Source organism: Veronia pacifica (assembly GCF_001707825.1).
GTDB lineage: Bacteria > Pseudomonadota > Gammaproteobacteria > Enterobacterales > Vibrionaceae > Veronia > Veronia pacifica.
On record NZ_LYBM01000057.1, the window covers coordinates 18,818 to 31,031 of the forward strand.

At 47.7% G+C, this 12,214-nt stretch carries 10 protein-coding genes and 1 pseudogene; 3 read left to right on the forward strand and 8 right to left on the reverse strand.

The genetic code is table 11. The features are described from left to right. The first annotated feature begins 7 nt into the window (after positions 1–7). The 3 genes from A8L45_RS20925 to A8L45_RS20935 all read left to right on the forward strand — a co-directional run bounded on the left by A8L45_RS20925 (position 8) and on the right by A8L45_RS20935 (position 2,040). Positions 8–604: a DUF3501 family protein gene (locus A8L45_RS20925; protein WP_068905305.1), complete on the forward strand. Its 597-nt coding sequence runs from the start codon at positions 8–10 to the stop codon at positions 602–604. A 431-nt stretch (positions 605–1,035) separates the two neighbouring features. Next, a complete protein-coding gene (gene crp / locus A8L45_RS20930) occupies positions 1,036–1,668 on the forward strand; it encodes a cAMP-activated global transcriptional regulator CRP (RefSeq protein ID WP_002535199.1) in 633 nt (210 codons plus the stop codon). A gap of 54 nt (positions 1,669–1,722) precedes the next feature. Then, entirely contained in the window at positions 1,723–2,040 is a 318-nt protein-coding gene (locus A8L45_RS20935; RefSeq protein WP_068905306.1) for a hypothetical protein, read from the forward strand. Positions 2,041–2,200: 160 nt separating this feature from the next. On the opposite strand, the pseudogene A8L45_RS20940 reads toward A8L45_RS20935, so the two are convergent. From A8L45_RS20940 to A8L45_RS25775, 8 genes and pseudogenes are all read right to left on the reverse strand, one after another. Beyond that, a pseudogene (locus tag A8L45_RS20940) lies at positions 2,201–2,994 on the reverse strand (DUF1338 domain-containing protein). Between the two features lie 12 nt (positions 2,995–3,006). Continuing rightward, complete coding sequence (astD, locus tag A8L45_RS20945; RefSeq protein WP_068905307.1) at positions 3,007–4,464, reverse strand: succinylglutamate-semialdehyde dehydrogenase; 1,458 nt, start codon at positions 4,462–4,464, stop codon at positions 3,007–3,009. Positions 4,465–4,474: 10 nt separating this feature from the next. Continuing rightward, entirely contained in the window at positions 4,475–5,491 is a 1,017-nt protein-coding gene (gene astA, locus A8L45_RS20950) for an arginine N-succinyltransferase (protein ID WP_068905308.1), read from the reverse strand. A 27-nt stretch (positions 5,492–5,518) separates the two neighbouring features. Then, positions 5,519–6,736 (reverse strand): aspartate aminotransferase family protein, encoded by a 1,218-nt coding sequence (locus tag A8L45_RS20955; protein WP_068905309.1) that lies wholly within the window; start codon positions 6,734–6,736, stop codon positions 5,519–5,521. A 278-nt stretch (positions 6,737–7,014) separates the two neighbouring features. Continuing rightward, the gene (locus A8L45_RS20960; RefSeq protein ID WP_068905313.1) at positions 7,015–7,596 is read right to left on the reverse strand and encodes an aminodeoxychorismate/anthranilate synthase component II; all 582 of its coding nucleotides are present in this window, start codon (positions 7,594–7,596) and stop codon (positions 7,015–7,017) included. Positions 7,597–7,711: 115 nt separating this feature from the next. Then, positions 7,712–8,620, reverse strand: a complete 909-nt coding sequence (locus A8L45_RS20965) for a response regulator (protein WP_068905310.1) — start codon at positions 8,618–8,620, stop codon at positions 7,712–7,714. After that, entirely contained in the window at positions 8,610–11,912 is a 3,303-nt protein-coding gene (locus A8L45_RS20970) for a PAS domain S-box protein (protein ID WP_068905311.1), read from the reverse strand. Before A8L45_RS20970 ends, A8L45_RS20965 begins: the two co-directional genes overlap by 11 nt. Positions 11,913–12,097: 185 nt before the next feature. Beyond that, positions 12,098–12,214 (reverse strand): GlyGly-CTERM sorting domain-containing protein (locus A8L45_RS25775; RefSeq protein ID WP_139122440.1); only part of this gene is annotated, 117 nt, incomplete at its 5' end.

The window sequence follows — 12,214 nt, forward strand, 5'->3', positions numbered from 1 at the left end:
TGTAATTATGGACAAACTGACAGTCAGTGATCTGCTGACACTTGAGGAATATGCGCGCCAACGGGCCTCTTTTCGAAAAGAGATCATGCAACACAAACGAAATAGGCAACTGCCACTTGGGCGAAGGGCCAGACTCCTCTTTGAAAACAGGCGGACAGTGCATTATCAGATTCAGGAGATGCTGAGAATCGAAAAGATTTTTGAGCCCGATGGCATTGATGAAGAACTGGCCGCTTACAATCCTTTGATCCCAGACGGCACTAACCTGAAAGCGACGCTAATGCTTGAGTATCCCGACCCTGAAGAGAGAAAGGTGGCACTGGCTAAACTGCACGGCGTTGAAAACAGAGTGTGGCTACAGGTGGAGGGAGACAAGAAGGTTTATCCCATTTGTGATGAAGACCTAGAACGTGACAACGGGGAAAAGACATCGAGCGTTCATTTTTTGCGCTTCGAGCTGACGTCTTCAATGATAACGGCCATGAAGCAGGAAACACTACTGAAAGCTGGTATTGATCATGAGGAAATGCTGATAGAGGTTGATGTGCACCCTGAAATCCGTCAATCGTTGACCGATGATTTGGACACGCCGTCGCTAAACTGAGATTTATGCTTATTTTCGGGGGCATTTCGCCCCCCAACCAGTAGTTGTTATGGAAATTCCGTCAAAAAATGTAAGAATTGTGTTCAGGGTCGAACGCAAACTATGAGTTCTATCCCGTTTTATCGACCTAGTGACTAACTTATACGGGATTTTATGTCTTAAAAGTGCTATTTGTTCTCTATGATACGACCCTTTCTTCCGACTTTCTGCTTTTACGTGACAGTAATCACTGCGTAAATGTGGACTAAATCAAATACCTTTTATCAAATTCAAGAAATCGGTCGGAAAAAAGGATAAACTCTTTAATTCATAGTGAAAGCTTGTCGCCTGCTTGATGACATCTTATGCTGTCAGGCGAGCATGGATAGTGCTGCCCCATGATGAGTATACGGACATATCATCGGGCAACAACCGCAGAGGAAATGAGATTTATGGTTCCAGGAAAACCTCAAACAGACCCAACATTAGAATGGTTCCTATCGCACTGCCACATTCACAAGTATCCGTCCAAGAGTACTTTGATCCATGCTGGTGAGAAAGCGGAAACGCTCTATTACATAGTCAAAGGCTCAGTAGCGGTACTGATCAAAGATGAAGAAGGCAAGGAGATGATCCTCTCATACCTCAACCAGGGAGACTTTATTGGCGAACTGGGCTTATTTGAGGAAGATCAGGAGCGCACTGCATGGGTTCGAGCAAAATCACCTTGTGAAGTTGCAGAAATCTCCTTTAAGAAATTCCGTCAACTGATTCAGGTGAACCCTGACATCCTGATGCGTCTTTCATCACAAATGGCACGTCGCCTTCAAGTGACCAGTCAGAAAGTGGGTGATTTGGCGTTCCTAGATGTGACAGGTCGCATTGCTCAGACACTGCTTAACCTGGCGAAACAGCCAGATGCAATGACTCACCCAGACGGCATGCAGATCAAGATCACTCGTCAAGAGATCGGTCAGATCGTAGGCTGTTCTCGTGAAACCGTTGGCCGTATTCTGAAGATGCTGGAAGAGCAGAACCTAATTTCTGCGCACGGTAAAACCATCGTTGTTTATGGCACTCGCTGATAAAAAATCGAGCTAAAGCCAAAGCGAAAAAACCACCTCAGGGTGGTTTTTTTTATGTCTGTGATCAGAGTCGATGAGATATTCATGGCATATTCATCATCGAATGTTAAAGTTTTCTGTACAACATGTATGGTTTATCAGCTCTTTGAGGCAGAAATGAATATCGAAAGAGTTACCGTCGAGACAAGTCACAAACAAACAACTGCCAGTCAGTTTTTCAGTGCGGAAATGAATGGGTTCTGTGGGATCAGCCACTATCAGCAACATCAGGCGCTTGCTGGCGAAATAGAAACAGCGCATCCACTCCAGCTTATCTCGCCTAACGGCCAAATTGCTAGTCCGAGAGAGCCACAGGATTTCGCTATTCAATAAGCTGAGTTTTTCAATGTTTATCGACATGACGCTCTCTTGATAGCAATGCTCACTATTTACGGCTCTGCTACTGAAGACTAATAACATAGATGGGTCGAAAGACACAAAAGGCAGCCCTAAGGCTGCCTTGAATATCATCTATCAACACACAGGTTGATACTCAGCTATCGGTGCTTTCGAATATTTTGTCTGCTGATGCCTCTACAAATCCCTGATACAGCGTGCCGTCAGGAAGCGGATAGCGTTTGGCAAATTCATAAAAACCACCAGGGATCTGCTGATTGCCATCACTGAAAGTTACACTTACCTTGTCCGCCATAGTGGACGATTGCTCAAGACGCACATCGGGGCTGCCTTTCACCTCTCCACCTGACATATTTATCGCAAAACCAGCCTCTCTGAGAGCATCGTTGACCTGCTTGACCTCTTCAAACGTGCTTAGCTGATTAACATTGACAGTAAAGTGATTAGCGCCAAAGCCATGAGCAGCAAGCCAACCTGCATATTCGCTCTCTTTAGACAGCGCCTGATACGTTTCAAAGTCTAGCTGCCATGACGACCACTGTACAAGAACGCATGGTCGTCCAACGCACTATCATCTAACTGATCAACCATATTCCTTACCGCCAGTTGAAGCTCAGAGGAACACCGCCCGACCATCAGCTCACTGATAAAAACCTTGGGCGCTTCTTCACCGGGCAGCTCAAAGTGACGTGCATAGAGCTTTTTACCTTCAAAATAATACTCGCCTTTCGGCTCATAACCCAGCGCGATAAAAGGGGCAGCCATTCGATCAAGTCCCGTCTTGGGCAGATTAAATGTCCGCAAAGCAATATGATCATTCTGAAGCGGATGCCCCTCTTCCAGCAAAGCATGCACTTTGGCTGCTGAAGGACAGAGTCTTGACGTGTAGTTCTGCCACAAGTGGTCAAATAACGTATGTACTCTGTTCATCGTGTCCTCTCATTAAAGGTGAATACCCGGGCTGAGTGAATCAGGAAGTACTACATCATCACCTTCCATGGATGCCATTGGATATGCGCAGTAATCTGCAGCGTAATATGCACTAGGTCTGAGATTGCCAGATGCTCCCGGTCCACCAAATGGCGCATCACCACTGGCTCCGGTCAGCTGTCGGTTGCGGTTAACGATCCCAGCACGAATGTTATCGAGAAAATATTGCCATTCGCCATCGTCATCAGAGACTAGCCCTGCAGACAGGCCATAACGGGTGTCATTGGCCATTTCAACAGCGCGCTCAAGGCTGTCGTAGCGAATAACCTGTAACAGCGGGCCAAAATATTCTTCGTCAGGCAGTTCAGCTATATCAGTGACATCAATGATACCGGGACTGACCACAGCATCGTGTTTTAACTGAGCTTTGATCAGTGCACGTCCACCTTCTGATTCCAGACGCTGCTGAGCGGCGATAATAGACTCTGCCGCTACCCGAGATATTTGCGACCCCATAAAAGGCGCAGGCTCGTCGAACTGTCCACCCACAGAAATCTTTTCAGTGACCTCAGCAAGTCGCTTAAGCAACACATCACCTCGTTCACCCTGCGGCACATAGAGTCTTCGAGCACAGGTACAGCGCTGGCCTGCACTTATGAATGCAGACTGAACAATGGTATAAACAGTCGCATCAAGTTCGCCATACCTGTCGCTGATCACCATGGGGTTATTTCCCCCCATCTCCAGTGCTAGCATCTTGCCGGGTTCACCCGCAAATTGACGATGAAGAATATGGCCTGTATTCGCACTGCCAGTAAACAATACACCGTCGATGCCATCGGACTGAGCCAGAGCCATTCCGGTCTCCCGCCCCCCCTGAACCAGATTAATAACGCCAGTTGGCAACCCTGATTCCACCCAGAGCTTCATGGTGATTTCAGCCACCTTTGGTGTGAGCTCTGAGGGCTTGAATACCACAGTATTACCCGCCAGCAAGGCTGGCACAATATGACCATTTGGCAGGTGTCCGGGAAAGTTATATGGTCCGAAGACTGCCATCACACCTAGGGGGCGATGACGAAGAACAGCCTGCGTACCAGAAATATCTTTCTCACGCTGACCCGTTCTTTCCTGATAAGCACGAATGGAGATCGCTATTTTTCCTACCATCGCCGCTGCTTCAGTGCGGGTTTCCCACAAAGGCTTACCCGTCTCTTCTGCGATGACCCGAGCAATTTGCTCGCTATTTGCTTTAACCTGCTCGGCAAAACGTTCAACTAACGCCTGACGTTCCTCAAACCGGGTATTTCTCCAGCTTTTAAATGCTTCACGAGCTGAAGACACGGCCTGCTCAACCTGCTGAGCTGACGCTGCTTCTCCCGTCCAAACAGTTTCACTGTTAAACGGATTCAGCGAATGAAAGGTCTCACCCTCGCCTGCGACTGACTGATTTGCAATCCAATGTGTCATCCTGACTCTCCTACAACGAAACCAGACGAACGCTGTCGCCATCAACCAGATGTAATGCGTTGGCCACCTCTTTTGAAATCAGTGCCCGGTTGCGCTCTTGATCAACACCGATTTTTGCTGCTGTAGCCCGGAAGCCCGCAAAATCAGTATTTGAGATCAAATAATCCTGCGCACTGCTATGATCAGTGATCTCAGCGGTCGCAGTAAATGAGCGCCTTACAGAACTTATATTCTGGCGAAGGCACTCCACCGTTGGCCCCGCATCGAAAATATCCACATGCCCCCGGCAGGTGAATCCTTCTTTCTCCAGCATCTTGAGAGCAGGCCGGGTTTTCTCATGGACCTGACCGATAACCGCTCGGGCTTCTTCACTGAGGAGATTGACGTAAATTGGTAACTTAGGCATCAGATCCGCAATGAAGCCTTTCTGACCAATGCCGGTAAGATAATCCGCCAATGTAAAATCAATAGAGAAAAAGTGCTCTTTCAGCCACGCCCAGAATGGGGAGTTACCGTTTTCATCAGACACACCGCGCATCTCGGCAAATATCACGTCAGAGAAACGCTCAGGAAACTCTGCCAGCATCAGAAAGCGACATTTAGACAGCAGCTTGCCGTTCAATCCACCACGGAACTCAGGGCGGAGAAATAAAGTACATACCTCTGTGGCACCTGTGTAGTCATTACCAAAAGTCAGCACCTCGACAATGTTGTGCACATTGAGGCGACGCGAGTGATGCACGACTTTGCTGATGTGATAACTGTAAAACGGGTTGTCGAGACCAATCGCCGCCTCAATGCCCGTGGTACCGGCAATCTCGCCGGTTTCCGTGTCCTCTGCAACCATCAGGTACCCTTCAGTACCCGGTGCCGTCACGGCTTTTTTAAAACTTTCGACTGAATGACTGATACGGCCTTTCAGCATCTCCTCGTCAACCGGCAGCGATGTAAAACCGTGGCCCGATTCCTCGGCACACAGCATAAGCGCATCAAAATCTGACTCTTGGATAGGTCGGATCACCAGCATCGTATTCCTCCAGATGCAAACAACGAATTATTTCGCTGTCAGTTTCGCCAGTGCACGATCAAGTCGCGACAGGCCTTCCATAACTTCTTCTTCTGAGATAACCAGAGAAGGTGTAAAACGCACAACATTGGCACCAGCCACCAGCAGCAGTAAGCCTTCTTCGCCCGCTGCAATCAGCACATCGCGCGCACGGCCTTGCCATTTTTCATTCAACGCCGCGCCCATCAGCAAACCTTTGCCTCTAATTTCGGCAAACATGTCATATTTCTCGTTCAGGCGGGTCAGTCCGTCACGGAACCATTTCTCACGGACTTTTACACCCTCAAGGACATCAGGTTTGCTCACTTCATCAATCACGGCTTCGGCAACTGCGCTGGCAAGCGGATTTCCGCCATAGGTTGAGCCATGCGTACCAATTTTCATGTGCTCTGCCAACTTCGCAGTGGTCAGCATTGCCCCAATTGGAATACCGCCGCCTAGGGATTTAGCTGTGCTCAAGATATCCGGCACTACACCTGTCTGTTGATATGCGTAGAAGGTGCCTGTACGGCCATTACCCGTCTGCACTTCATCAAAGATAAGTAGCGCATCGTGTTTGTCGCACAGCTCTCTCACGCCTTGCAGGAACTCGTTATCAGGGGTAACAATACCGCCCTCACCTTGCAGTGGCTCCATCATCACCGCACAAGTGCGGGAAGAAATCGCCTCTGACAACGCAGACAAATCGTTGTATGGCAAGTGCGTAACATGACCGGGTTTCGGTCCAAAGCCGTCAGAGTAGGTCGCCTGACCGCCAACGGTTACGGTGAAAAAGGTCCGGCCATGGAAGCCTTGCGTGAAAGCAATGATTTCACTCTTCTCTTCACCGTGGACCTCTTTTGCCCAACGGCGAGCCAGTTTAAGCGCCGCCTCATTAGCTTCAGCACCGGAGTTAGCAAAGAAAACCCGCTCGGCAAAACACAGCTCAGTCAGCTTTTTCGCCAGTCGAAGTGCGGGAGCATTGGTCATCACATTACTTAGGTGCCAAAGCTTTTCAGCCTGCGCCTTGAGGGCATCAACCATCACCGGGTGACAGTGCCCCAGACAGCTCACTGCAATCCCACCTGCAAAGTCGATGTACTCACGGCCATCTTGATCCCAGATTCTCGAGCCTTCGCCACGGTCGGGGATCATTTCCATAGGTGCGTAACAAGGCACCATGACTTCATCAAATAATTTACGTTCTACTTTAAATTCGGCTGTCATCGATCGCTTCCTTCTGTCGATACTGCTTTAAGCATAGTATTTACATTTATTTAACTGCATCAATAGACGAAAATCTTCTTCGATTCTCTCGGCAGTCTGAGATATTCAGTCAAGGACGATAGTTATGCGCAATTCCGGGACAATAATTAATAGCCCAGTGGTTGATAGTGTCTTTCCTGACAGGAAACAGAGGATAGAGTGAAATGAGCGACTGCATAATATCCCAGCAATCGCAGTGTAACAATTAAGAAGACTTTTAGTGAAAAAATAGAGAAAGATCAGATTTTCATCTGGAGAAAATTGCTCAATAACTCATGGCCTTGTTCCGTCATTATGCTCTCAGGATGGAACTGAACCCCTTCCAAAGGCAACGTTTTGTGTCGGATACCCATAATTTCATCAAGCTCGCCTGCGATTTCCGTCCATGCCGTAATGTCAAAACATTCAGGTAAGGATGCTTCTTCCACGATCAGAGAGTGATAGCGGGTCACCCGCAGCGGCATATTGAGTCCTTTGAACACCCCAAGACCATTGTGAACTATCGGACTGGTTTTACCATGAATGACCTTTTTTGCCCGACGCACAGTGCCGCCAAACACCTGAGCAAGAGACTGGTGCCCGAGACACACGCCAAGAATGGGAATACGACCGGCAAAATGAGAAATGGCCTGCATAGAGATCCCTGCCTGATCGGGCGTGCAAGGGCCCGGTGATATGACCAAGTGAGTTGGAGCCATTTTTTCTATATCAGCCAGTGTCAGTGCATCATTCCGGTGAACTTCTACAGTCTCTCCAAGCTGGCAAAAATACTGATAGAGGTTGTAGGTAAAGGAATCATAGTTATCGATAATCAGTAGCACTGCTGGTTTCACTCATTCATTGCTTGTTTATTGCTTATTTATTGGTTTAGGCGTCTGCTAGCCGGCGCAATGCTAACACAGACTGACTTTGTCTTGCATCTGCCTGCACACACGCCTAGTGATGCTGATTAAGCATCTGAAAATAGTTTATGATCTTACTTCTCGAGTCATCGAACAGCGACAACACTTTGTCAGGTAACACCAGTTTTCTTGACGATGCCACACGGTCAAAAGACTGTTCAATGTTGTTTGAGAGACTGTCAGGCTGGTTCCAAATACCTGAATCCAACGCCGTCGCTAACTGATAAAGCCATACTTCGTCGGGGATCATATCGTGTCGCCCCGGATCCCACTTTTCATCCCTGTAGCGAAGCAGCTCGCATGTCCGCTTAAGAAAGCCTTCAGACAATGTCACCGTTGAATCAGTATCAGGTGCATCACCAACACCAGAAATCTCTCTAAGACTATTGAGGCAGGCCAGTGGGATGGCAAGTCGGATATCCTCAACCCGCTCACTTGGCAAACCATACTCAGCGGCCAATAATTGTGTCAACTCAGCAAGCCGGATGCTCTGTTCATGGTCACTCTGACTACAGCCGTTCTCTCGTCCGATGTGGTCGACCAGTAGTTGGATATTTCTCATCGTATCTGAATAGCGATTGCGCTCAAGGATGTTTTGGATACGTGACCTCACTAACTCGGGAGAGACGGGCTTATGTAGAAATTCCACCGCTCCACAACGTAACCCGTCAATCTCACTTTGGTTCTCATCGAGTGAGGACACAAACACGACAGGTATATCACGGGTATCAGGGTCCTGTTTGAGTGCCTGACACAACTCATAGCCATTCATTCCCGGCATGATCACGTCCAACAAAATAATGTCCGGCTGTTGTTCCCTCGCCATCAATAGTGCTCTTTCACCTTCTTTGGCAAACAGCAGGGTATATTCATCGTTAAGAATGCTGCGAATAACATGCAGATTACTGGGTTCATCATCCACTGCTAACACTTTATACGCCATAACTGCTCCTTGGATCTGGGGTTGAAGACAATCTTTCCAGTAGTATCTCAAACCGTTGTCGTGCGTCCTCAAAATCGAAGTTTTCTAGAGAACGTATAATATGAACCAGTTCAGAGGGGTCAGTAAGCTGTACGAGATCGGGGATCAGTTTGCGGTAGCAGGACTCATCCAGTTGTCCTTTTGAGAGCGCGATAACGAAAGGCCCAGCCTCCCGTAAAACAGTCTCTTTTGATGGTACTGGCTTTTGCTCCTTGTTCTCGAATGGCCGAATACCAACAAAAGAACAAGCCTTCTCAAAGGATGCATCAAGACAATCCGACAACTGTTCAAGCGTCTGACTAAACACATCATTACGGCTGTATCTGTGCGCGTCTTGAGCTCTCTCCAATAAAAGATCAAAGCGTTCAAACCCCATACAGAGCGCTGATGCTCTGGCACGCTCAATTCTGGATTGGGTCTTGTCACTATGGGCGGCCAGATGTGAAGCCAAATCATCAATATTTCGATACCTAAACCAGTACCCCTCGATGACCTGAGCATAGAGCGATTTCGTTTGCCAGTGTTCTAGTGCGAGATGAGAATTAAAAAGGGGCTTGAAGAGATCATCCTGTCTGGTGGGTATAGGTGTGACCTTGTGGTTTGCCTGAGTCTGGTCGGCAATCTTCTCTAGTTCAGCCACCAGATCCTGAGGCTCTATAGGTTTAGAGATCACAGCATCGACCCCACGGGTGTTCCAGCTGGAGAGTGTTGAAGGATCCGCGCTGACTGTCAGGCCAACGATGATAGGCATTGAGAATGTATTCTCTCCCTTATCATTGTTGGAAAATACCCTTTTCAGGGATGGAAGATCCGACAGATAAGCATCAACCAATACGATATCCGGCATACGATTTTCCATCGCCTTGAGTGCCTGTGGCAAATCTGGAAAAGTAGTGACTGAAGCGCCTTTTTTGATGATCTGCTGACTGATCTCACGCTGATTTCGCTGTAAAGGATCGATGACGACAATATCTGCCGGAGTCAGCAAATGGCGATATTTGTCAGCGTGTTTTACCTCTTTTACCTGACCAGAAGGGGCCAAAGGTAAATCTACATACATGACTGACACGTTTTTTTTCTCGTCATACCACAGGAAACCGTCCATCAGCTCCACCAGGTGGGACATTACTTTGGAGGTCATGAACTTTCCTCCCTTTTGCTCTGACAACTCAACAGATGAGTGAGCCGAGACGGCAAAACGTATTCCTTGTTGCCAAGGATAGACATGAAGCCTGAGAGCAGCAGAGGGTCTTGCTGAGAGGGTATTAGTCACCATGTTGTGGAAGAGTTGTTTAATGCGCCGGGCATCACCCAGATAGTTTTCAGCCAACCGTGAGGAATGGCATAGCAAGATATCCGGTCGCTCCGTTAACGCCGTCTCACAGGCGATAAACTCAATTTGCCGGCAAAGTGGCAACAGCGAAAACTCAGTAATATCCAGTGATACCGTCTGGCTTTCAAAACGCGCAGCTTCGACAGCATCATTGACCAGTGTCAGTAGGGTATTTCCCGAACGAAGTATGACTTCAAGGTGTTTTCTTTGTTCACTGCTCTGCTCGCTTGCCAGCATGATCTCCGTCAGTCCGAGCATGGCATTCAACGGGGTACGAAATTCTGTTCCCATGTTGTGAAGAAAAGCACTTTTCGATTCAGTCAGTCGCTCGGCCTGAGCCACTTTTTCTACCATTGTTAATGCTTTCTGCTTTCGTTCGGTAATATCAAGGATCAGGCCATCAATCCAAACCGTCCCATCCTGTATGCGGTAGCTATTTCCCAGCTCAAGAAACCACCTCTCTTGGCCATCCCGACCTATAAAACGGTACTCAAGTTCATACTGACAACACTGTCTTATCAGTTCTTCTCGACCTCTCAGGTATTCTTGGACATCATCTTGATGTAAGTGGTCAATAAAACTCTGACCACCGTGCTCTCCAGTCAATGATGAAGCTGTGAAGCCTGTTAGCTGTTTTGCGGCATCGCTGACATAGACAAGCTGTCGTTTACCCCTCGCCATTTCACGAAAAGTAAGCGCTGGCAGATTAGAAATCAGCGTTCGGTATTGCTTGGCATTTTCTCGAAGCGACTGATTTATCTGTTGCTGTTCAGATATATCGCTGATACTGAAAACAAACAGTGATTCTCCATCAAGCATGGTAAGTTCAAACGATATTCTTGCCGGGAAGGATTCGCCATTTTTCTTTAAAGCGACCAGCTCGAGCGTCGAACCTTGTGTCGTGCAATCAGTGCTGTACTCGGTAAAACGCTTCATCTGTTCATCATGCAGATGGCGACTTTCATCACTGATCAACATACGAATGTTGCGGCCAATGACCTCTTCAGAGGTCCAGCCAAAGAGTACATCCGCAGTTTGACTGAATGAAATGATACTCCCTTGCTTTCCTGTAGTGATCAGTGCCTCTTGTAGCGCATTAAGTGTTTTTTCGAGTTTTTCGGTGTACTTTTTCAGTGCCCGATGATGACCTCTGGCATTAACATGGAGGCATGCAGCAAGTGCTGCAACGTAGGTGACGACTGTCACTGCCAACAGAAATGTTACTGATTGGATTCTGTCCAACTCTGGCGTGATAGCGTTTGACTGGCTACCTGAAATAACCAGACACTGCCCGGCTGCGAGATTGAGAGTTACCACAGACAATGCAAGGCAGGTACCTGCAATCAATGCACGGGTCATTGGGATTAATTTCCAGCGAACATGATGTCCTGTCAGCAAAAGACTGAACATGGCGAATGCCAGAGCAGCGAAAACACATAACAGTATTCGAGGTTGATGTTGTAACGAAAAGCCCTGACTGGGTAAAGAAACCAGCGAAACAATCAATGTTCCGAGAAGTATCGCCAGTAGAAATAAAAATCGAAAACTCAAACCTGTCGCCGATTCAGGCAATGCTGACCGACGCATAAAAAGTACCCCTCCTAACAGAGCTGGAGCGAATGAAACCACAAGAGTAGGCCAAGACAGAGATGCTCCGGGAGGGGTCAGCGCCACCAGAGCAACACTCTGTGTACACCAGATACCGACGGCAAACACCAAGCCAGTTATTACATAACTTGGCAGGGCGAAAAAGGTCTCCCCTGCCCCCAGCATAGGCCGGAAATGGAGAGCCAAAGAGAGATTGATAAAACCGCAAAAAAAAGCCGTTAGCATTAGCCAGGGATCGATCAGTGGCACCAAAGCTAAGGTTGGCGAGAGTGCAGCGCGGTAAAAATCTAAAAACGTGTCCAACGTTATCATCGGCAGTCCATTTGCTAAGCTGAGATCCGCAATACGACAGATAAAACCATTAAGACAATCGTATTACTAATGAGACTTTTTAAGCGTAGACAAATCCAGACTAAACAATAAAAAATCGGGCTCTAAGGAGCCCGATTCAATCTAGGGAATAAAATAACTATCGACTCATGCGATAAAACAAGGGATTACTTTCTTACCCTTCTACCGACTAACCCGAGTAGGCCGAGTAAAGAGACAAAACCAATCGATCCACCCGTTGACGAAAATAAGTCATTATCTTTTTTGTCATTGCCGTTATCGTT